The following is a 23,314-nucleotide window of genomic DNA, read 5'->3' on the forward strand; positions in this document are numbered from 1 at the left end:
TATTAATTTACATATAGGAATATTATCCCCCTAAATCGTAATTTTACGTGGTTATAGGAAATTTGCATTTATTTTATAATTAATTCATCAAAAATAAGGGGGATTGATTATGAAAAAATTATTGGCATTTGTCCTGATATCTGTTTTGGTATTAGGTACTTTTGCTGCTTGCTCCAAAAAAGAGGAGACTACAGACGTGGGGCAAAGCGATGTAAAAAATGAAACTACACAAAACGAAAACAAACAAGATAATGAGAAAAAAAGCAATGACTCAGATAAGCAGGCCGGTGGCGAAGTAACAACTGTTACCATGTGGATTATGCCTAACAGCGGCGCACCGGAAGAAGATTTGAGAGCAACATTAGAGCCGTTCTTAGCCGAAAATCCTGATATCCAGGTTGAGATTACGGTTCTTGACTGGGGTTCTGCATGGACAAAAATAACAACAGCAGCAACCAGTGGAGAAGGACCTGATATTACACAATTGGGAACCACTCAAGTGGCAGCCGTAGCAGCCATGGGAGCCCTGGAAGATTTAACAGGTATTTATGATCGTTTCGGTGGAGAAGAAGCATTTGTTGAAGCTACACTTCCCACAACCCAGATTTTAGGCATGGGTGAAGAAAGATACGCAGCACCTTGGTTTATTGATACCAGAGCATTATTCTACAGAAAAGACTATTGTGAAATGGCCGGAGTTAATCCTGAAACCGATTTTGAAACTTGGGATTCTTTTGTACAGGCACTGGAAAAATTAAAAGGTCTTGTTGTAGACGGTAAGGAAATTGCTCCGCTTATAATGCCCGGTAAGAATGACTGGAACGTTATACATAACTATGCACCTTGGATTTGGGGCGCAGGCGGTGACTTTATAGCTGATGATTTAAAGACCAGTATTATAAACTCTCCTGAAGCTTTTGAAGGTGTAAAATTCTACTCTGAGTTGGCTATTAAAGGGCTTCTTAGTATGCCTCACCTGGAGAAGAATTCTGCAGAAGTTGAAGCAATCTTTAACTCCGGTGATGCTGCAATAATTTTCTCAGGTGCTTATCACATCAATACTTTAAGAAGAGAAGTTCCTGAAGTAGCAGAAAAGATCGGAACAGCACCTTTCCCTGCCGGTCCTAAAGGTAGATATGTATTCTTCGGCGGCAGCGATTTATGTGTATTTAAAACATCAAAGAATAAAGAAGCCGCATATCGGATTTTGGAATATTTGATGACACCCGATGCACAGATTACATATCAGAGATACTGCGGAAATCTTCCGACTGTTAAGGCGGCTTATGAAACAGAGTTTGTAACAGAAGAACCGTTAAGAGTAGCATTTAAAGAGCAGCTCCAGTACGGTAAGGCTTATCCGTCAGTTGCAGGATGGGGTCCTTCAGAGACAGTTCTGCAAAAAGGTCTCAGTAATGTTTGGGATAATATCATGGGCGTATATGGTGAATATGATCCGAACAGAACAAAAGAATTCCTGGATCAGACGGCAAGCGAGTGTACGGTTATTTACAGTCAGCAATAATAAGTTTTAATTGTTTAAATTAGAATAACCGCTGCAATGATTATATTTATTGCAGCGGATTATTTATAAGAGGTGTATGTATGCAGCACAGAAAAAGAAGGAAAATTTATAAACCCGAACTAATAAAAAAAGAGGGGCTGTTTACTAAAATAAAAAAGAATAAGCTTGCTTACCTGTTAATAACACCGGCAATAATCGGAATGATTTTTATACATCTTGTACCTATAGTATCGGGTATATTAATGTCATTTTTAAAATTAAACCAATTCACTTTAAAACAGTTTTTAAAAGCTCCCTTTATAGGTTTAGACAATTATAAAGCTGTTTTATTTGACCCTACCAGTACTATCAGATCGGGATTTTTGGATGCATTAAGAAATACGGCAATATTCGGAGTTATATGTAGTGTATCTGTTATTTGCATTTCTCTCCTTCTTGCTATTTTATTAAACAGAAATTTCAAACTAAGAGGCCTTGCTAGAACCCTTCTTATGACACCTTGGGTAGTCCCTTCCTTTGTTGTAGGTATGTTATGGGGGTTCATGTGGCAAAACGACGGAATCATTAACAGAGTCTTGGTTGATATTTTACATATATTGCCCAAAAAGCCTTTCTGGCTTACAGGACCAATGGTTTTGGTCGCTATTATAATCCCTACCATATGGAGACAGGTTCCTTTTGTAATGTTAATGTTTTTGGCAGGGCTTCAGCAGATTCCGGATGAATACTATGAAGCCGCCAAAATAGACGGAGCCAACGCCTGGCAAAGATTTAGGCATGTAACCTTGCCTATGCTTAGGTCGGTTTTATCCATCCAGATACTAAACGGTATCATTAACTATGTATATTCCTTTAATATTGTGGCAATGATGTTTGGCCACGGTGCAGGTTTCCCCGGCAAATACGGAGATTTGTTAATGACCAATATAAACAGAAACTCTTTCCAGATATGGCAATTTGGAACAGGAGCCGCAGCTACGGTTATTGTTATGTTGTGTGTCATGCTGCTGGTTGCTGTATGGTATAAAGTATTCCAGGATGATTTGGTGGTGAAAGATAATTAATGAGAAAAACCGGAATCAATTATAAAAAACGGAAAAAAATCTACAATATATTGGCAAATACAATACTTTTCCTTTTTGTGTTTTTTGCAATAGCTCCGATTTTATGGATGGTTGCAACATCCCTAATGACTCAGAATGAGATAGTAACGGGTAAGTATACCGTTCCTTCCCATTTCGAAAATTACATAGAGATGTGGCAAAACATAAACTTTTTTCAGTATTTTAAAAACAGCGTAATAATATGTGCATCTACTACAGCGGTTGCTTTAATTATTGCAACTTTAGCTGGATATGCGGTAGCCCGCTATAAATTCCCGGGTTCAAACTTATTTGGCGCAACCGTACTGGCAACACAGATGGTTCCCGGAATTATGTTTTTGCTGCCCCTGTATCTGATGTTTATAAAGATACAGGAAACCTTAGGAATCCGGCTTATAAATACCTATCCGGGAATTATTATTGTATATTCGGCATTCTTTATTCCTTTCAGTATATGGATCTTAAGAGGATTTTTTGCCAGCATACCGGTGGAACTTGAAGAAGCCGCAATTATTGACGGGTGCAGCCGGATAGGCGCTTTTGTAAGAGTGGTTTTGCCTTTGGCAAGGGTAGGCATTATTGCTACCGGAATTTACATTTTCCTCATGGCTTGGGATGAACTTTTATTTGCCTGGGCATTAACTACATCAACCGATGTGGCAACAATTCCGGTCGGTATCCGCTTGTATGTAGGAAACTACCAAAACAGATATGATTTGCTTATGGCAGCAGGATGTGTGACTACCCTGCCTGTTCTGATTATATTCTTCGGACTGCAAAAGCACTTTATTACAGGTATGACCGCAGGTGCGGTAAAGGGATAATAAGTTCGTGACAAAGGGGATGACGCATAATTTTATCGGGGATATAGATATAACCTTAAGTTGTATCTATATCCCTTTCGTTTAATTATGCGTCCCCTTTGTTTTTATGGGATCTTTTGCAATAGTTGGGGTGGGATTCTTTGAATCCCGCCTTATTTGTTGTATTTAATTAATTCAAATATCATTTTGGCAGACCAATCAAACTCGCTTTGCCTTGAACATTTTTATTTAACATTGAAAAATTATTGTGCTAAATCTTAAAAATTTTTTACCGGACGATAATTTTTTTTAAATAGTATTTGTAATATTTAGTCAGATGATATAATTTTATTTTTTTTGCGGCCACTTATTTGTGCATAATCTTGATTGGCAGAAAATGAATGTGCTATAATCTTATTGTTCGGATTCCATATCTGAAAGGTGGTCATTAAGTTTGAAAAGCAGACAATTAACAATTCTTTTGATTTGCTTGGGAGTAATCCTGTTTATTTTTATAATAAAAATATATTCCAATTTTATCTGGAGAGACGTTGACGTTGATAAGAAATCTGAAGAGGTAATCCGTGTCTGGACCATCCATGGAGATACCGAAGATGTTTTAAAACAAATTGCAAAAAAATATGAAGAAATTTATCCGAACATAAAATTTGAAATAACTGTTTATAAGAATGAGGTTTATCAAACTGCTATAAACAATGCCTTAATGACCGACAGCCTTCCGGATATGTTTTTTTGGTGGGGGTTTAGCAAATTAAAAAGGCTTGTTGATGCCGGCATGATATATGATTTAACAGAGGCGCTCAAAAAAAAGCAGATAGACCAGGAAATCATAGAAGGCGGTATGGATGCATTTACGTTTGATAGTAAAACGTATGCTTTGCCGCTTTTTGGCTGGACAGCCGTTTTGTTTTGCAACCGGGAAATTTTTGAGAGGAATAATTTAAAATACCCGAAAGATTATAACCAATTCCTTGAAACTATAAAGGCTTTACAGGAAAAAAACGAAGTGCCCATGATACTTGGAGCCAAGGAGCCCTGGTTGTCTTCGCTTTATTATATGAGTTTAGTTCAGGGAGAAGATTCCGGAAGGAATATTTTTGATGCTGTCAGAGACTATAATTTATTCCGGACATCTCAATTCAAAGAAGCTGCCGTCAAATTAAGTGATTTGGTCTTTATGAAAGCATGGCAAAACAATTATCTTGAAAGCGATGCTTATTATGCAGCATATTCATTTGCACAGGGTAACGGTGCAATGCTGTATTACGGGAGCTGGGCAACCGCATTGCTGGAGGGCGAATTATCAAATATCCAGGGGAAAGTGGATGTAATTCCCTTTCCAAACGATAATGAAGCTGAAGGCATAGGAGGCTTTGTAGATACATTTGTGATTAATAAAGAGGGTGTAATACCGAAATATGATTTTTTGGTAGATATGTATATAATGCCCCCCATTGTCAAGACAATTTTTCAGCTTTTCTAAGTTAGATTCTCCTTTCTTTAAATTTCTATATTTTACATTTATTTACTATGTCTGAGGATGTCAAGGGCGAGCGTAAGCGAGTTCATCTTGACCCTTGACATCCAATACACATACATCATTTTTCTTTCCGGTCTGTCATGACAGACCGGCTGCCTTCCGGCGAGGACGGGGTTTGGGGCAGAGCCCCAAGGTTTTATACGACTGCCTGAAACTGTTTGTAAACCCCGAAATAATACTCTGCTGGCGTTTTGTAGTCTAACGACTGATGAGGTCTCCGGTTGTTATAATATTCAACATAATCCCTGGTAATCTGCCGGAGTTGGTGCCCTGTTTCGCAATCCTCAAGATAAAGCTTTTCCCACTTGTAAGATCGAAAGAAGCGCTCTATCCTTTGGTTATCCAGTGCTCTTCCTTTCCCATCCATTGAAATTTTTATATTGTTACTTTTTAGTAAGTTTATGTAATCATCACTGGTAAACTGTGAACCTTGGTCACTGTTCATAATTTCAGGTTTCCCGTACCGTTTGATCGCCTTTTTTATTGCCTCTAATACAAATGTCCTTTCCAAAGTATTTGATAACTCAAATCCAACAATATACCGGGAATACCAGTCTATAATGGCTACCATGTACATAAAACCACGTTTCATCCGGCAGTATGTTATGTCTATAGACCATACCTGGTTTGGATGATCAATATTCAAGCCTCTCAGCAAATACGGATACAAATACTTGCCATGCAGACGTTTGCTAAGATTAGGTCCAGGACAGAAACCATGGATCCCCATTTCCCTCATGTAACGCCGGGTTCGCTTTCGATTGATATGAATGTGATAATCCCGGTTCAGGATATTCGTCATCCTGCGGTAGCCATACTCCGGATGAGCCGTGTAAATCTCATCAATAATACGCTTAATCAGGTATTCCTCATCATTTACTGGAACCGGCTTGTAGTAAAGGCTTGTACGGTTAATTCCCAACAGTTCGGCTTGCTTTGTGATGCTCAGTTTCTTTTCTTCTCTGTCAATCATCTTCATGCGGTCTTCACGGGACTTAGAGTCGGCCAGATTTTTTTTTAAGCCAGGCAACCTCATATGAAAGTTGTCCAATTTGCTTAAACAGTTCGTCCTTCTCCTTTTCATACGACTGTTTGACCTTCTCTACTTCATCAGTTTCCTTGCTGAAAACTCTGCCTGCATTGCTTATGAATTCTGCCTTCCAGCGACTTAGCTGGTTCGGATGTATTTCATATTCGGCAGCAATCTCATTCAGCGTTCTTTCTTCCCTTAAGACCTCAATCACTATTTTTGCTTTTTCTTCCGGTGTAAAATTTCTTCTCTTTTCCATAGTTCCATTCTAACTTATTTTGGCCGTTTTGTCTGTCTTAATTTCTGGTATCATTATAGTACATCGATATTATGCGTGAAATATCGGATAATATTATAAATGAAATCGGAGGAGGCATACCCGTATATAAGGATCAAAAAATTGATGCAGAACGGTTCCCTTTGCTTTATGATTGCTGGAAAATAAGTAATGACAGAATTTTATATCCAGCTTATGATCAGATTATGTCGGAGGAGCTTTCGGCACAATACTACTATTTACTTAATGAACTGATGGCAGGGGAAATTAACCAGGATGAATTTATAGAAGGTTTAGTTGCTCAATAATTTGACAAACATAACTCTGTTGCTTTGGATACTGGTGAAAGTCAGCCCATCCGTGCAATAGAGTTTTTATTATGCTCTTAATGATAATTTTGTCCATGAATTTCATAATTCTGTATACTTCAATGTTTTCTTATGTATAGATACAATAATCAGTGATAAATTTATTATATTGCTGTGACAAAATATTAATAAAAAGGTAGGAGGGAAAGGAATGGTTAAATTTTTGAAAAAAGCAGGAATAATCTTTATGGCTGCGATTATCTTGACCGGGTGCGGAAAAAAGGACATAAAAGTAGATAATCAGAAAGAAGACAGTGAAATGGAACAGGCGGAAAATATTCAAAACAGTGAGGAAAAGTTGACCGAAGAAAACCTTGCAGATCAGGAGAATCCGGCTGCCGATAATGAAGAAATTATCGATAATAATGAATTGGAGGAAAAAGACATGAATACAGAAGGTAAGTCCAATGTACTGGAAGTTGATTTACAGGAGCATGATCCCAAATTGTTTGAAATAGCAAACGGTTGGTCAAACGGTCAAATGTTTGACTGTACCTGGAGAGAGGCCAATATTACTTTTGAAAACGGTATTATGAAATTAAGAATAGACGATGACGGAGAAAATGCAAGTCCGAAATGGTCCGGTGCAGAGTACAGGTCAAGAAATTTTTATCATTATGGATTATTTGAAGTCAGAATGAAACCTATTAAGAATGACGGGGTAGTGTCATCTTTCTTTATCTATACCGGTCCCAGCGATAATAATCCCTGGGATGAAATAGACATTGAGTTCCTCGGAAAAGACACAACCAAGATTCAGTTTAATTATTTTACCAACGGACAGGGAAATCATGAATTTGTCTATGATTTAGGCTTTGATGCGTCCGAGGAGTTCCATACATACGCATTTGAGTGGTTGCCGGATTCAATTACATGGTATGTGGACGGACAGCCGGTACATACCGCAACGGAAAATATTCCTGTCACTCCCGGTAAGGTTATGATGAATGTATGGCCGGGTATCGGTGTTGATGAATGGTTAAATCCTTTTGACGGCAACGTGCCTCTTACTGCAGAGTATGACTGGTTCCGTATAACTCAGTATGATCTTAGCGACAACTGATTCTAAATAAATTGATAGGGTAAAAACTTTTATAATTAGGATTATTAATTATTTGCTCAGTACCGTTTAAAGTAAAATAAATCATCATTATCATAATAATAGCTTATTTATCTGTTTTATATTTAAACCAAGCAATTCTCATAAATCAATATACGTGTAGGAATAACCGTTAATGTATATTACTTAAAAAGGATGATTATTTGCATGAAGAAATACAGATTTTTGGATGAATACGGGACTTTTTATCTGGACAATCCGGAAAGTACAAATATTTTGTACTTTCCGCTTGCCAATGAAAGCGGTGTAATGAGTTGTGTAACCCCTTATCTAGGCGGGGATTCAAAGATCGGACAGGATTATTTCTGGCTGGAGCCTGTCAGCATTGAAAACCTGCATAATAACAGAAGTACAAGAAATTTTTGGGTTAATATTGAGGGATATGGCCCCTGGTCTGCCACAGGGGTATCTGCAAGGCAGCAGCTTAAGGTTTTCAGTAAGGATAAGGAAGAAACTGTGCTTGAAGCAGGTATCTTGTGGCATAGGATGACAAGGTATAATAAAGATGTAAAAATTAAAGCGACAGTAACATCCTTTGTTCCATGCAGCAAAGATACCGTAGAGCTAATGGAAGTTGTAATCTCAAATCTTGGTTCGGGTGATTTGAAGTTTACCGCAACGGCAGCAGTTCCCATCTATGGAAGGTCGGCGGATAATATCAGGGATCACAGGCATGTTACTTCTTTACTTCACAGGATAAAAACAGTTGATAACGGGGTTATAGTAAATCCCACCCTTAAATTTGACGAAAGAGGCCATCGAAAGAATGAGGTCTTATATGGCTTTTTTGGTAGTGCCGATGGGGTTAATATAACTGGCTTTTATCCTACTGTGGCTGAGTTTATAGGTGACGGCGGAAATTTTGAACATCCAGAAGCAATCTTAACGGATCATGTTAAGCCTGTTCCTTCCGGATATGCAGTTAACGGATACGAAGCCATGGGCGGAATCCGGTTTGAAGAAATATGTCTTAAGCCCGGTGAAGAAAAGGCCTTTTATCTCGTATTAGGTTACGGCAACGATGAAAAGGAATTAATTTATACGGCAGAAAAATATCTTTCAAAAGCAGGATTTCATAAGGCTTTGGGGGAATCAAAAGAGTATTGGAAGTCCAGAGTAAATATAAAGTTTGAAACAGGAAATAAGGAATTTGACAACTGGATGTATTGGGTAACATTTCAACCCATACTAAGAAGGATATACGGATGTTCTTTCCTACCCCATCATGATTACGGCAAAGGCGGAAGGGGATGGAGAGACTTATGGCAGGACTGCCTTGCCCTGCTTATTATGAATCCGGCAGGCGTAAGGGAAATGATTTTAAATAATTTCGGGGGAGTAAGGATAGACGGAACCAATGCCACTATTATCGGTACCAAACCCGGTGAGTTTATAGCCGACAGGAATAATATAACCAGGGTTTGGATGGACCATGGTGTATGGCCTTTAATTACGACTAAATTATATATTGAGCAAACAGGCGATATTGAGATACTGCTGGAAGAAAAAGAGTATTTTAAAGACGCACAAATATACAGAAGTGATAAGAAAGACTTAGACTGGGACCCTGAGCAAGGAAGTTTGCTTCGGACCAAAGACGGTGAGGTATATAAAGGGAGTATATTGGAACATATATTGCTGCAGAATTTGACTGCATTTTATGACGTGGGTGAACATAACCATATAAGGCTTCGGGGAGCTGATTGGAACGATGCTTTGGATATGGCTAAAGAAAGAGGAGAAAGCGTAGCTTTTACCGCATTATATGCCGGCAACTTATCGGACCTGGCGGATTTAATAGATTATTTGACTGAAAAAACAGATATAAAAGCTGTTAATATTGCCAAAGAAATAGAAATGCTTTTAAACTTTGATCCGGAGCATTATGATGACGTTAATAAGAAAAAAGAAGTGTTAAATGCTTACAATCAGCAGTGCCAAAGCTATATCAGCGGAGAAAAAAAGGCAGTTGACTGCAGGGAACTGTCGGATGCACTTCGAAGAATGAGTGAATGGATAAAAACTCATATCAGAAAAAAAGAGTGGATTACAAATTCGGACGGTTACTCATGGTTTAACGGATATTATGACAATAACGGAAGGCAGGTAGAGGGCGATGCACCGTCCGGTGTGCGTTTGATGCTTACAGGCCAGGTGTTTACCGTAATGTCAGGGACCGCAACCGATGAGCAAATCCATAAGATTATCGAAGCTGTGGATAAATATCTTTATGATGAAAAGGTCGGTGGATATCGTTTAAATACCGATTTTAAAGAACTTAAAACCGATCTTGGAAGGATGTTTGGATTTGCTTACGGGCATAAGGAAAACGGGGCTGTATTTTCCCATATGGCCGTAATGTACGCTTACGCCCTGTATAAAAGGAATTTTGTCAGAGCAGGTTTTAAAGCTATCGAAAGCCTCTTTAGGCACCTTAGTAATTTTGAAAAAAGCAAGGCTTATCCTGGAATAACCGAATATATCAATGATAAAGGCGAAGGTATGTATCATTATCTTACCGGATCTGCCAGTTGGTTGCTTTTGACCGTACTTACCCAGATGTACGGTATAAAAGGAAGTTACGGAAATCTTATGTTGGGACCGAAACTTCTTAAGGAGCAGTTTGACGATGAGAAAAAAGCAAGTGTAAGTTTTACTTTTAGCAATAAAAAGTTCAAGGTTACTTATTATAACAAAAATAACAAAGAGTACGGGGATTATAAAATATCAGAAATCGCTTTGGACGGGAAAAATTTGAGCGGTTTAATACAAATAGATAAAGATTTAATTGAACGCTTAGATTCGGAAAAAGTACATCATATTGAGGTTTGGTTAATTTAATGGTGTCAGGCACTGTTAACATTTTGTGAACAATTTTGTTCAAATTTTGTTAACAGTGCCTGACACCATTAAAAAATCAATCCGGCTGCAAAGACCGTACAGATTGCCCCCAGGGCAACTACCGTCAAACTTTTTCCCCTGTATGCAAGTATAATTGCTGCGACGGTACCGCATATGGCTGTGGTCATGTCTCCTGTGGAATATAGTATGTCCGGAAATGTTAAGGCACCCAATACGGCAAAAGGCACATACTTAAGGAAGGATTTTATATATTTTGACTTTATCTCTTTTCGGAATATAACAATCGGAAGTACTCTTGGAATATATGTTACGACTGCCATAAGTATAACCGCGATAAATGCATATTTTATATTCATGATTACGGCTCCTTTTCTTGTACTGGTTATATATTTTCTTCAACAGGAAACAGTAAAGCGCCGATTCCGGCACCGATAATTGTTGCAATTATTATCCTGAATCCAGAGGAAATAAAATTAAATAGCGGGATATATTTCAGTATACATACAACGACAACGGATATAGCAATTATTATGATGACCGGTTTTGATTTTCTGGCTGCCGGAAGTATTATAGCTATAAACATTCCGTATAAGGCTATTCCCATGGCACTGCTTAAGCTTTCCGGAAGGGTTGAACAGATTACGGCGCCCAGGGCGGTTCCGGAAGTCCAACCAAGTACCGGGCCCAAAATAAGGCCTGTGAGATAAGGAAATGTGAGAGTTCCTTGCTCCATGGAAGCGACAGTAAAAATTTCATCTGTAACGCCATAGCCAATCAAAAGCCGTTTTGGCAGATTCATTTTCTGATCCAGCCGTTGCGTCATAGATAAAGACATAAGTAAATAACGGATATTAATAATAAATGTTGTAAGGGTAATTTCCAGAAAACCTGCACCGTTTATTATTAAGTTTGTCCCCGCAAATTGTCCTGCGGAAGTCAGATTTGACAATGATATGAAAACAGCCATCCAAACGGGTATTCCACCGGAGACGGCCATAAGACCGAAAGTAAATGAAACAGGGACATATCCTAAAGCAATAGGCAGCCCTCTCTTTAATCCGTATGTAAAATCCTTTCGCCATTTGCTATTCATAACTAAAACTCCGTTCGGCTATATAATCGGAATGCTGTTGACATATATAACATGCTGCAAAAGACAGTCTTAGATATTTAGGTGACATACATTATCCAAATAACTTAAGAAACAGGGAAAATGACGGATATCAGACAAATTATACAGGCTTTAACCGCAGTTAATTTTTATTTTGGTGCCAAAATTTGCGAAGAGCCGGCAAGGCAAATGCAAATAAGCAAAAGCATGCAAATAAAGCGGCAGCCAATATAATCAAAGTTTTTACAGTTACTTCTTTACCGGTAGAATAATTTAATAACCAGTATACGGCAGAAGCAAAAACAGAAAGGAAAAGGTATTTTATAACACTTTTTAACTTATCCATTACGGCAGTCCTCCATTGCATTCTGAGTTTTAAGGGAAATTATATGTAAATTATAGTTATTCATATATGAAAAGTCAAATTTTAAGAATATACAGTAACTCTTAATAACAGCACATGGATATCAAGTGCTGGGAAAGCCGGTATAGACTGCAAAAGGAAGACTAATTGAAAAATTAAGATCTTTTGGATAAAATAGATTTAGCAGTATATAAATATCAAATTTAATCTGAATTAACGAGTAAGGAGGCATGGGATATGACAAATAAAAACAGGACATATATAGCAATAGACCTTAAGTCATTTTATGCCTCCGTGGAGTGTGTTGAACGCGGGCTTGACCCTATGACTACAAATTTGGTAGTAGCCGATGCAAGCAGGACAGAAAAAACCATATGCCTTGCGGTATCGCCTTCGTTAAAAGCATACGGAATACCCGGAAGGCCAAGGTTATTTGAGGTTGTGGCAAAGGTACGGGAAGCCAATGCAAGGCGCCTTCTTAATGCTCCCGACCGTAAATTTACCGGCTCTTCGTATGATGCCCTTGAACTGAAAGAAAATCCCCAGCTTGCAATTGATTATATAACAGCCGTTCCTCGAATGGCTTATTATATGGAATACAGTACCCGAATATACCAGGTCTATCTGAAATATATAGCACCTGAGGATATACATGTTTATTCCATAGACGAAGTTTTTATGGATGTTACTGACTATCTGAAAACATACAATATGTCAGCCAGGGAACTGACAAAGAAAATAATTTTGGATGTACGTGAAAGTACCGGTATTACTGCAACTGCAGGTATAGGTACGAATTTGTACTTGTGTAAAGTGGCACTGGATATAATGGCAAAAAAAATTCCCGAAGACAAAGACGGGGTCCGTATTGCGGAATTGGATGAGATGTCATACAGAAAAAAGTTGTGGACCCATAGGCCTTTGACTGATTTTTGGAGGATAGGCAGAGGTTACGCTAGAAAACTGGAGGAACACGGCCTGTATACAATGGGTGATATTGCCCGTTGTTCCATAGGGAAAGGTGATGATTATTATAATGAAGATCTTTTATATAAACTGTTTGGGGTAAATGCTGAGCTTTTAATTGACCACGCCTGGGGCTGGGAGCCGTGTACGATAGAACATATCAAAGAATATAAACCCAGTACCAACAGCATAAGCTCCGGCCAGGTACTGCAAAGCCCCTATGATTTTGAAAAGGCAAAGTTGGTTGTTCGTGAAATGGCAGATTTACTGGCATTGGATCTTGTGGATAAAGGGCTGGTAACAGACCAGATGGTGCTGACAATCGGATATGATGTTGAAAATCTCTCTGATCCTGAGAAAGCAAAAAACTACAAAGGAGAGGTCACTATCGATAATTACGGCAGAAGAGTACCAAAACATGCCCACGGAACTGCAAACCTGGACAAACCCACCTCATCTGCCAGATTGATTACAGATGCTGTTATGAAATTATATGACCGAATTGTGGATAAAAACCTGCTGATAAGAAGAATTACTATTGGGGCTAATCATGTGACAGATGAAAAAATCGCAAATAAGGAAGAATCATATGAGCAGCTCGATCTTTTCACCGATTATTCAGAGCTTATAAAGAAAAGGAAGCAGGAAGAAAAGCTGCTCGAAAAGGAAAAAAATATGCAAAAAGCCATATTAAGCATTAAAAAGCGTTACGGTAAAAATGCGGTTCTTAAAGGAGCAAATTTACTTGAAGGAGCTACAGCCAAACAAAGAAACGAGCAAATCGGCGGTCATAAAGCGTAAGGAGATGGAAGCGGTGAATAGGAACAATCTATATTCAGATGACGAACACCGTTATGATGATATAATTAATCTGCCTCACCATCAATCACAGACACGGCCCAGGATGCCGCTTATTGACCGGGCTGCACAGTTTTCTCCTTTTTCGGCATTAACAGGATACGATGATGCGATAAGCGAAACAGAAAGGTTTGTTGATGAACGCATAGAACTTGATAAAGACACTATAGCCATGCTTGATGAAAGACTGCAATTTTTGAAAAATAAAATTAATGAGCAGCCCTATGCAATAATCACGTATTTTGTGCCGGATTTAAACAAAGACGGAGGCAAATATGTCACCGTCACAGGAAATGTTAAAAAGATTGATGAATATGAGAGGAAAATAATACTTAAGGACGGTTCTAAAATTCCAATATATGAAATAATAGGAATTTCAACGGAAATTTAATATATGACTTTTCTATATAATAATTTTGGCTGATCATTTTTTAATGAATCCGCCAAAAGTTGATTTTACGTCATTAATACTTATATATGCATTAGGATTAGTTTCTTTTATTAGTTTAATAGCATAAGGTATTTTCTTTCTTTTAAGCTGAATAAAAAGAAGAGTTTTGATGCTGTTGTCTTTACCTTTTCCTTCAAGAATTGTAACGCCAAATTCGTTGTCACGCAGTCTTTCGGCCAATGCAGCTCCTGCTTTCGAATCAACAATTACTTGAATAGACGCAAGACCGATAGCTACTTTTGATTCGATAGATACTCCCATGTAAACCCCAAAAGAGTATCCGGCTGCATATGCAACTATTTTTAAAGGGTCTTCTGCAATATTGTTAAGAACAGAACTTACAACCAATAACCAGATCATTATTTCTATAAAACCAAGTATGGCTCCCTTAACCCGTTCCCCTTTATTGACAAATACCAAACGGATTGTAGAAATAGCTATTTCTACCGTTTTTGCAACAAAAATAATCAAATACAAAAGCGGACCGTTCAGTTTTATTAGAAAATTCATACATGACTCCTTCGCTTATTTTAATTATTATTATTTGTCAAAATTCATTTTATAATCTTTATTCCTTATAAAGTGAATAATAATCAGCTTCTATGTCTTCAAACCTTTTGTCAAACCAGCGTTTTGCATCATCAAGAGCCTTGTTATATATAACAGGTCCAAGGGAAACTAAAAAAAAGTCCAAAATCATTTCAGATCCGATAATTCCAAGTTTCTCATCTCTTTCTGTTTCAAAGAAATATATGATATCCTGTATAAGTTGTTTTTTTCCTCATTGCTTAGTTCTATGTTTCCTCTATGATAAAAACTATTCATTGTTATACCTTCCTTTGCTTATATTGAATACTAATATCAGAATAACAAGATATAAGTGGTTAGCAAGGTGATTGCCATCGATTAGCATTAGCATCTCTTAGAAAGAGAATAATGTTAAAATATGGCGGTTATTGTTGACAAAAATTGTGCTGTTGATATACTGGAATATATAAACAATAAACGTTTACGTGATATTATAGATGACTTACAAGAAATGTACCCAAATTATATAGACCAACGAGTTACTATTATTGAAACGGTTTGCTTGCTATTAAAAAACAGAGTGTTATTAATAGGAGGATAAAATGTATAAATATATACTTAAGAGTAAATTGGCGTTTATATACTTTTTATTATTGATTTTGATGCTATTAATGTTTCACTGATGGCCTGGTTTTTAAAAGAAACATTGGATGCATCATTAAGCGGCAATAAAAATGAGTTAATAAAAATGGCTATAGAAATCGTAATTTTTATAGCATTTTATTCTTTGATCAGTTGGTTTACAAGGACTGTAAAAGCTTTTTACATATCAAAGATAATGTATAGTATCAAGCAGGATCTGATGAAATCTATAATTAATTTTAATATTAAAGATTTTTTTACAAGAAGCAGTGCGGATTATATATCCGTATTTAATAATGATATTAAAATGCTGGAAGATAAGTATTTTAATTCTATTTTATTAATGTTCAGAAGTTCGGTAATCCTCATTGTATCAATGGCTATAATGATATATATTCAACCGATAGTTTCAGTTATTGCAGTAATTTTATCTTTCTTTCCTATAATAATTCCTAAATTTTATGGAAAAAAGTTAAGTCAAGTAAATGGGGTATTTTCAGAAGGATTAAAAAAATATAATAGAGTAATAGATGATATATTTAACGGATTTGAAGTTGTTAAAGGTTATAAGATGGAACCTTATATCTTAGAAAAACATGGTAAAGAAAACGAAGAACTCGAAATTTATCGTAAAAATGCCGGAATAAAAAAAGCTAATGCCGATGTATTAACAAATTTAATAGCTGTAGGTATTCAGTTCGCTGTTTTTGTTCTTTCAGGTTTTTTTGTAATTATGGACAAGATTTCAGCCGGTGATGTACTTGCAATAACGCAATTAATGAATAAAGTTGTAAACCCGGTGTTTGATATTATAGACGGCTTTAATAACATTCAGTCGGTGAAAGAAATTGAAAAAAATATGTTAGAAATAATAAATAAGAAGAGTGAATGTACGGAAACAAGACCTATAAATGAAGTTAATAAAAAAATTATATTAAAGAATATAACATATACATACTCGGAAACAGACCAAGGTCTGAAAAATATTTCCTTGGAATTTGAAAAAGGGAAAAAATATGCTATTGTAGGAGAAAGCGGAAGTGGAAAATCTACATTAATAAAATTAATATTGGGGTATTTTGATAACTATAAAGGAGACATATATTTTGATGACGTTAATATAAGGGAACTTTCGCAGGAATCAATTTTTAATATTATATCTGTAATGACTCAACGGGTATATATGTTTGAGGATACAATTAAACACAACATTACATTACATAAGAATTATTTAGATGATGAACTGGAAAATATTATATTGATGGTTGGACTCGATAAAACATTGGCAATGAAAGAATCTGACTTGACATATTTTCTTAAACGGAATGGTGAAAACTTATCAGGTGGCGAGAGACAAAAAGTCGCTATTGCAAGAGCCTTACTGAATAATAAAAAATGGTTAGTTTTTGATGAAGCAACGGCAGGTTTAGATAATGAAGCCTTATATCAGATAGAAAATTTAATAGTTAATTTACCTGATATAACATGTTTGACTATTACACACAGATATAATCATGATATATTAAGCAAATATGATAAAATATTCGTTATGAAAGAAGGAGAGTTGGTAGAATCAGGAAGATTTGATGAACTTATGAGTAAAAAGGGTATTTTCTATAATTTGTATTCGCTGCAAACTTGAAACACAAATGATAACTGCATAATATTTACGTAGGATAAATTTCTTAAATATAAAAATCCAAGCAATTCTGGTATGTTGCATCTTGAACTTAGTAAACTAATTAAATCATCTTAAATAAAAGTCTTGTATTATGTGACAATTGAATTGTGTAACAATAACTACAGATGAACATTGTATAAAAACGCTAATCCTTATAGGATTAGCTTTTTTTATTAGGTGCCCGTAATTAGTTTAAAACATTTGATTATTAATTGACATATATATGACAACAAAATGACAAACAAAAAATTTATAAAGTAATTAACAAAGGGATAATTTTCCTGAATGGAGGTTAAAGGATGACAGCTCAAATGAAAGACCAACTAATGAAAAAAAGAACTTTTATGCTTTTCATTATTGCTTTTGTGGTCTTTGGATTTATTTTTTGGCCCGGTAAAGCAACATATGCAAAAGAGGAAACCGTCTACAGCGACGGTATTTACAGATATATTATAAAAGACAACAACGAAAAAAAGGTACAACTGATCGGAATAGAATCTGATAAAGCTACAAAAGAACTTTACATTCCGGGAAAGGTTTTTATAAATAACATAGAATATACGGTTGATTTGGTGGATATTTACTATGAATATTATTCTAATGAGAAATATGCTAAATTTTATAGCAGTGTCAGCAAAATAAATGTGGCGGATAACTTTACTGGTTCACTGCGAAATTTGACATTTGCTTTTGAAAATTTAGAAGCAATTGAATTTTACGGAAAAGATGTACCAAAGGAAGTTGATATACTTTTATTTTACTGGAATTTAAAAGATTTTTTGTTTATAGTTCCCAAAGGCACGGAAAATGCGTATTCAAAGGTAATTAATATATATATTCATTATTATTTTTACAGCGATTTATATGAACAGGATATTGAGGTAAAACCGACCATAATATCAGGTAATTCTAAAGACATTGAATTCAGTTATTTTGCCAAAGACGGATTTATTTATAGAGTAACAAAATCGGCAAAAAAAGGAAAGGGGAAGGTAGAGCTTGTCGGTATTACCCATTCGCTTAAACTGGATTATTTGAAACTTCCAGATAAGGTAAGCCACAACGGGTACACTTATGAACTTACTAAACTTCGTCATTTTGCTTTGCTCGGATGCGGTGCAAGGGTTATTGTAGTGCCGGATTCTGTTACTGAAATGGAAGGAAGGGTATTTGATTCAACTGTTGAACTTCTTTTCCTGTCAAAGAACTGCAAAAAAATTCCTTCTTATATGGTCGCTGATGAAAACAGTGAGACAAATTTGAGGTTTGTATATGTGCCTGAAGGGGTAACTACCATATCGGATTATGCATTTAACAATATACCTCTTAATACGGCCAGTATAATCTTGCCTACTACCGTTACAAAAGCAGGAAAAAATTCTTTATATACTTTTAAATTAGTGACGTTTCTAAATAAAAAACCTCTGGATAACGTGGCTGCGGCAGTGAAAAAAGGCACGACTGTTAAAGTTGATAAATCGGCCGTTTCTGCTTATAAGAAAATTCTCGGAAGCAAGGCATCGGTTGTCGAGGCTAAGAAAATAGTAAAAACAAAAGATATTAAGGTAAATAAAGAAGAATTGAAACTTTCTACTTATAATACAGCCACATTAACCGGTACACTTTCAAAAGGTTCAAATGAAACGATTTATTGGCTTTCTGCAAATCCCGATATTTTGGAGGTGTCCTCAAAAGGGGTTATAACACCAAAGAAAGCAGGTACCACTTATGTGGTTGCATATACCAGAACCTCGGGAAGACATAAAGCGGTGAAAGTTACAGTTACGGAAGCAATTTTTGATGACGGAATTTTTACTTACAGAATTACCGATCCGTCAAAAAAGACAGTGACTTTATGTGAAATCCGCCCGGATAAGTCTCTCAAAACTTTGACCATTCCCGAAACGGTTACTTATAAAAAAGTAAAATACACTGTAACGTCAGTTATAGCCAATCCGGATGATCCTGCTGTTCCGTTAATACCCGAAAAGTATAGCAACAATAAGATAAAAACGATTATATTCCCCAAATCTATAACGGGAAAGGTCGGATACCTGGGAGTTTTAAAAAATATAGAGAGTATAACGTTTAAGGGGACTAAGGCTCCCGAAGCCATATGCAACTGGTATGAAGACGGTGGGCTTTTGGCATGGCAGGCTGTAATTTACGTTCCAAAAAAATGTGTAAGTGCATATACATCCGCCCTGTGGTTAAGGGCCTATGATACTTACCAGCAGAATCATTACGGCTGCATCATGGATTTTAATGTGGTTGAGACAGGTAACGATCAGGTAAAGCGTTTTGTGGCAGACGGAATACTGTACCATGTGACTAAATACGCAAGCAAAAAGAATAGCGGAGAAGTAATAGTAAAGGGAGCAGATGTCAACCTAAAGAAAATTGTAATAAAGAATACGGTTAAGTACAAAGGATATACCTATAAAGTTACCGCAATTTCAAGAGGAGCTATAGATTACAAAGGAAAAGAAGTGTATATTGATAAGTCTGTAAAGAGGAACTGATTATTTTTTGGGTGTTTTGGTTTATAATATAGCAAGCTAAATAACTGATGTTTAAGATTATATAACGGAACTCTTTCTTGTAAGCTTTTTATAAAACAAGAGGGGTTCCGTTATTTAATTAATAATATGGGAAATGTTAATTAAAGAATTATAACCGTTTGCTTTATTATATGTCCTTGTATTATAATATTTATGTATTTCGGCAGGTATGAACTTGCATAAAATCATATATTGTATTATTCTAAAGGATGAAATTACGATATTGTCAAACTATACTTCGCTTTAAAAAAATATGGGCTTAATATAAATTACATATGTATGTTTCTTTACTTTTACAAATATTATATAGACACATAAAAGTAACAGGCCGTATTTTTTTTGAGTTGATCTGGTTATAAAAAGCAATCATAAGCAGCTGATATATAAATTAATATAGAAAGTCTTGGTGGTTTAATGGAAAATGATAAAGCAAAACTTTTTGAAGAATTAAGGACCAAATATCCGAAATTCATATATAAAGGCTATACATATGCCATTGGTGAATCTTCTTTAGATATAGATTTTAACTTTGAAATACCCGGGCTTTCACAATTTAATCCAAGGTGGTCGATTAAAAAGAGTGAAAGTAAGATTACAGACCCTAAAGATCTTGAACTTCTGATTTTTAATCTGGGAATGGTAGAGCTGATAAGTTATTGGAAATTAACGTGTTCACCTAAGATTATAATAAATTGTGGATATCTTTCTTCTGAACAGATTAAATGGTGGAAAAAACTATTTATAAAAGGACTAGGTGAATTTTTTTATACTAACGGAATTTCATTTAATTATGATATGTTTGAGTTCCGGTGTGACAATTCGCAAAATAACATAAACTTTATAAAAAATCCTGTAGCTGTTGCAGACAATTCAAACCCCAAGGTGCTTATTCCTGTCGGCGGTGGTAAAGATTCTGCGGTTACAATAAACCTTTTAGAAAATAAAGCTGACAGATACGGTTATGTTATAAATCCGAGAAAAGCCTGTATAGATACTTTAAATGCTTCGTCTATTCCCGAAGATAAATACATTTTTGTTCACAGAACACTTGATCCGAATATGTTAAGACTTAATGCCGAGGGATTTTTAAACGGTCATACTCCTTTTTCGGCAATGGTTGCATTTTCGGCGGTTTTGACTGCATTTTTAAACGATATACCTTATGTGGCTCTTTCAAATGAATCCAGCGCCAATGAAGCGACGGTTTTGGGATCAGACGTAAACCATCAATATTCCAAAAGTTTTGAGTTTGAGGCAGACTTTGTAAATTATGAAAAAGAATATATAAAGTCCGGTGTTCATTATTTCAGCTTGCTTAGGCCGTTTGCCGAGGTAAAAATTGCAGAGTTCTTTTCAAAGTATAAGGAATATCATGAGATTTTTAGAAGCTGCAATGCAGGCAGCAAATTGGATATTTGGTGCAATAAATGTGCAAAATGCCTGTTTGTTTATATAATTCTTTCACCTTTTCTGGATGAGAGCGGGATGCTTAAAATATTCGGTGAGAATTTATTAGATAAAGATGAACTTAAACCCATATTTGATAAATTGATCGGTATTATGCCCGAAAAACCTTTTGAGTGTGTAGGAAGCTACAATGAGGTGAATGCTGCATTACAGGAGCTTTTACGCCAATATGAAAAAAATGGCATGTCATTACCGGTACTGCTTGAATATTACAGGAAACTTCCAGGCATTCCGAAATATAATTTACAAGACTATTGCGACAGCTTTGACAACGATAATTTAATTCCTGATTATTTTCTAAATCTACTTAAAGATATGGGGAAATGACAATGATAGAACTATTAACCGATATTGTTAAAAATAAAAATGTACTGATTCTTGGTTTTGGCAAAGAGGGCCAATCTACATATAATTTATTAAACAAGCTTAATGTCTGTAAAAGACTTGATATTTCGGACATAAAAATGCCGGACTACAAATTCAGTTCAGAAACAATGGTTTATACGGGAGATACTTACCTTGACTGTCTGGATTCATATGATTTAGTTTTTAAAAGCCCCGGTGTAGTTTTACCGAAAGACATTCATGAATATAAATGCAGAATTACATCCCAAACCGAAGTTTTTCTTGCAGCTTACAGAAGGCAGGTAATCGGAATAACCGGAACTAAAGGCAAAAGTACCGTATCAACCCTGTTGTATCATGTTTTATCAAACAGCAATGTAAAATGCATTCTTGCCGGAAATATCGGAACTCCGGTATTTGATGTTATAGATAATATAGATAAAGATACGGTAATAGTTCTTGAGCTTTCCTGCCATCAGCTTGAGTATTGCAATTATTCACCGGCTATAGCCGTATTGTTAAACATTTATGAGGACCATCTTGATCATTATAAAAGCTTTGAAGCATACAAAAAAGCCAAAAAGAATATATTCCTTCATCAACATGCATCTGATACATTATATTGTGGCGAGGAAGTTATATTGGATAATGACGAAGCTATATCCCGGGTATTTTATATAAATGCCGACATATTACCTTTCAAATCATTTGAAAGTATAGGAGACGTAAAATTAAAAGGGGTACATAACTTAAAAAACTGTGCCTTCGTTTATGCAATAAGCAAGAACTTCGGAGTATCGGATGATGGTTTTATTTCTTTGCTGCAGACATATAAACCTCTTAGACACCGCCTGGAATATATAGGCACTAAACACGGGGTGGAATATTACGACGATTCCATATCCACAACCGTTGAATCCACAATAAATGCAATTAAGAGTATAGAAAATGTAGAAACAATAATTCTTGGCGGAATGGACAGGGGAATAGATTATACCAATCTGATCCGGTTTTTGCTTAACAGTAAAATAAAAAATATTCTTCTTATATATGAATCCGGGAAGCGGATTTATGAGCTTTTTAAGCAGGAAACAGATTTACATAATAAAAAAATAATTTACTGTTCCGATTTGGAACGGGCTATAAAAATGGCCCAGGATGTAACATCCAAAGGAACTGCCTGCCTGCTTTCTCCGGCATCGGCAAGCTACGGGCATTTTAAGAATTTTGAAGAAAGAGGAGATGCATTTAAGCATTTACTTTTTGATTACTAAGTTTGATATTAGAGCAATAAAATTATATAGGAAGTATATGCAGATTGATTTTACCCGAAGATCTTGATTGATTTTTCGGGTAAATATTTTATATTCTTAATAGCAAATATATCGCCTTTAGAAATAAAAAATGGAGGAGCATATTGTGAATAAGAAAAGCCGAACTATGTTTATTGTGGTGAGTGTGGAGTAAAATATGACGAATCAAATATCTCTAACATTAAAAATAAGTTTTGCACCAATTGCGGGAAAGAATTACATACAAATGATAAGTTTTGCACGAATTGCGAAAGTAAGGTTGAGTAAATTTTTTAGTCTTATGTTCATGGATTTGTGTAAGGAAAATTTATGTTATTAATTGCAACATATTTAGTAATATGGCCATTGAGAGTATCTGTTCTTATATTTAGGATAAAC

General features: G+C 35.8%; 20 protein-coding genes and 1 pseudogene. 14 read left to right on the plus strand and 7 right to left on the minus strand.

Going from position 1 to position 23,314, the window contains the following annotated elements:
• Positions 1-109: 109 nt before the first annotated feature.
• The 4 genes from HHT355_RS01495 (at position 110) to HHT355_RS01510 (ending at position 4,935) form a co-directional block, all read left to right on the plus strand.
• Positions 110-1,525 carry a sugar ABC transporter substrate-binding protein gene (locus tag HHT355_RS01495; protein ID WP_103201691.1) on the plus strand — a complete coding sequence of 472 codons (1,416 nt, stop codon included), beginning with the start codon at positions 110-112 and terminating at the stop codon, positions 1,523-1,525.
• A gap of 80 nt (positions 1,526-1,605) precedes the next feature.
• On the plus strand, positions 1,606-2,589 hold the full coding sequence (locus tag HHT355_RS01500; protein WP_103201692.1) for a carbohydrate ABC transporter permease: 984 nt from the start codon (positions 1,606-1,608) through the stop codon (positions 2,587-2,589).
• Entirely contained in the window at positions 2,589-3,452 is an 864-nt protein-coding gene (locus HHT355_RS01505) for a carbohydrate ABC transporter permease (RefSeq protein WP_103201693.1), read from the plus strand. Before HHT355_RS01500 ends, HHT355_RS01505 begins: the two co-directional genes overlap by 1 nt.
• Before the next feature lie 433 nt (positions 3,453-3,885).
• The gene (locus HHT355_RS01510; RefSeq protein ID WP_158245855.1) at positions 3,886-4,935 is read left to right on the plus strand and encodes an ABC transporter substrate-binding protein; all 1,050 of its coding nucleotides are present in this window, start codon (positions 3,886-3,888) and stop codon (positions 4,933-4,935) included.
• Positions 4,936-5,128: 193 nt separating this feature from the next.
• Here the strand turns inward: HHT355_RS01510 and HHT355_RS01515 are convergent.
• A protein-coding gene (locus HHT355_RS01515; protein ID WP_456298587.1) for an IS3 family transposase occupies positions 5,129-6,281 on the minus strand; the annotation gives its coding sequence in 2 pieces (ribosomal slippage) (positions 5,129-6,011 and positions 6,010-6,281; 1,155 coding nt in all).
• Between the two features lie 71 nt (positions 6,282-6,352).
• On the opposite strand from HHT355_RS01515, the gene HHT355_RS01520 reads away from it, so the two are divergent.
• The 3 genes from HHT355_RS01520 (at position 6,353) to HHT355_RS01530 (ending at position 10,628) form a co-directional block, all read left to right on the plus strand.
• The gene (locus tag HHT355_RS01520) at positions 6,353-6,607 is read left to right on the plus strand and encodes a hypothetical protein (protein WP_103201696.1); all 255 of its coding nucleotides are present in this window, start codon (positions 6,353-6,355) and stop codon (positions 6,605-6,607) included.
• Positions 6,608-6,818: 211 nt separating this feature from the next.
• Entirely contained in the window at positions 6,819-7,730 is a 912-nt protein-coding gene (gene bglS / locus HHT355_RS01525; protein WP_278320026.1) for a beta-glucanase, read from the plus strand.
• A gap of 204 nt (positions 7,731-7,934) precedes the next feature.
• Positions 7,935-10,628 (plus strand): GH36-type glycosyl hydrolase domain-containing protein, encoded by a 2,694-nt coding sequence (locus HHT355_RS01530; protein WP_103201697.1) that lies wholly within the window; start codon positions 7,935-7,937, stop codon positions 10,626-10,628.
• 68 nt (positions 10,629-10,696) lie between these two features.
• Here HHT355_RS01530 and HHT355_RS01535 read toward each other — a convergent pair whose 3' ends face one another.
• The 3 genes from HHT355_RS01535 to HHT355_RS01545 form a co-directional block, all read right to left on the minus strand.
• Positions 10,697-11,005, minus strand: a complete 309-nt coding sequence (locus HHT355_RS01535) for an AzlD domain-containing protein (RefSeq protein ID WP_170124933.1) — start codon at positions 11,003-11,005, stop codon at positions 10,697-10,699.
• Positions 11,006-11,031: 26 nt separating this feature from the next.
• Entirely contained in the window at positions 11,032-11,742 is a 711-nt protein-coding gene (locus HHT355_RS01540) for an AzlC family ABC transporter permease (protein WP_103201698.1), read from the minus strand.
• 160 nt (positions 11,743-11,902) lie between these two features.
• Positions 11,903-12,106: a hypothetical protein gene (locus HHT355_RS01545; protein WP_103201699.1), complete on the minus strand. Its 204-nt coding sequence runs from the start codon at positions 12,104-12,106 to the stop codon at positions 11,903-11,905.
• 255 nt (positions 12,107-12,361) lie between these two features.
• On the opposite strand from HHT355_RS01545, the gene HHT355_RS01550 reads away from it, so the two are divergent.
• Together HHT355_RS01550 and HHT355_RS01555 are read left to right on the plus strand one after the other, a co-directional pair.
• Positions 12,362-13,891 carry a Y-family DNA polymerase gene (locus tag HHT355_RS01550; protein ID WP_103201700.1) on the plus strand — a complete coding sequence of 510 codons (1,530 nt, stop codon included), beginning with the start codon at positions 12,362-12,364 and terminating at the stop codon, positions 13,889-13,891.
• 13 nt (positions 13,892-13,904) lie between these two features.
• Complete coding sequence (locus HHT355_RS01555; RefSeq protein WP_242967489.1) at positions 13,905-14,339, plus strand: YolD-like family protein; 435 nt, start codon at positions 13,905-13,907, stop codon at positions 14,337-14,339.
• A 33-nt stretch (positions 14,340-14,372) separates the two neighbouring features.
• Here HHT355_RS01555 and HHT355_RS01560 read toward each other — a convergent pair whose 3' ends face one another.
• Genes HHT355_RS01560 through HHT355_RS13835 form a run of 3 tightly spaced genes read right to left on the minus strand, consistent with a single transcriptional unit; the run spans position 14,373 to position 15,224 of the window.
• Positions 14,373-14,909, minus strand: a complete 537-nt coding sequence (locus tag HHT355_RS01560) for a DUF2179 domain-containing protein (protein ID WP_103201702.1) — start codon at positions 14,907-14,909, stop codon at positions 14,373-14,375.
• Positions 14,910-14,967: 58 nt separating this feature from the next.
• Complete coding sequence (locus HHT355_RS01565; protein ID WP_330403357.1) at positions 14,968-15,156, minus strand: DUF2164 domain-containing protein; 189 nt, start codon at positions 15,154-15,156, stop codon at positions 14,968-14,970.
• Positions 15,096-15,224: a hypothetical protein gene (locus HHT355_RS13835; RefSeq protein ID WP_278320027.1), complete on the minus strand. Its 129-nt coding sequence runs from the start codon at positions 15,222-15,224 to the stop codon at positions 15,096-15,098. Before HHT355_RS13835 ends, HHT355_RS01565 begins: the two co-directional genes overlap by 61 nt.
• 385 nt (positions 15,225-15,609) lie before the next feature.
• Here HHT355_RS13835 and HHT355_RS01575 point away from each other — a divergent pair, with 385 nt between their 5' ends.
• The 5 genes and pseudogenes from HHT355_RS01575 to HHT355_RS13940 all read left to right on the plus strand — a co-directional run.
• The gene (locus tag HHT355_RS01575) at positions 15,610-17,211 is read left to right on the plus strand and encodes an ABC transporter ATP-binding protein (RefSeq protein ID WP_103201705.1); all 1,602 of its coding nucleotides are present in this window, start codon (positions 15,610-15,612) and stop codon (positions 17,209-17,211) included.
• Positions 17,212-17,549: 338 nt separating this feature from the next.
• Positions 17,550-19,772 (plus strand): leucine-rich repeat protein, encoded by a 2,223-nt coding sequence (locus tag HHT355_RS01580; protein WP_103201706.1) that lies wholly within the window; start codon positions 17,550-17,552, stop codon positions 19,770-19,772.
• Between the two features lie 453 nt (positions 19,773-20,225).
• The gene (locus tag HHT355_RS01585; RefSeq protein ID WP_103201707.1) at positions 20,226-21,605 is read left to right on the plus strand and encodes a hypothetical protein; all 1,380 of its coding nucleotides are present in this window, start codon (positions 20,226-20,228) and stop codon (positions 21,603-21,605) included.
• 2 nt (positions 21,606-21,607) lie between these two features.
• Positions 21,608-22,897, plus strand: coding sequence for a UDP-N-acetylmuramoyl-L-alanine--D-glutamate ligase (murD, locus tag HHT355_RS01590; protein WP_158245856.1), 1,290 nt, complete (start codon positions 21,608-21,610; stop codon positions 22,895-22,897).
• Positions 22,898-23,068: 171 nt separating this feature from the next.
• A pseudogene (locus HHT355_RS13940) lies at positions 23,069-23,203 on the plus strand (zinc-ribbon domain-containing protein); the annotation flags it as partial.
• Between the last annotated feature and the right edge of the window lie 111 nt (positions 23,204-23,314).

The organism is Herbinix hemicellulosilytica (genome assembly GCF_002904165.1).
Classification (GTDB): domain Bacteria; phylum Bacillota; class Clostridia; order Lachnospirales; family Lachnospiraceae; genus Mobilitalea; species Mobilitalea hemicellulosilytica.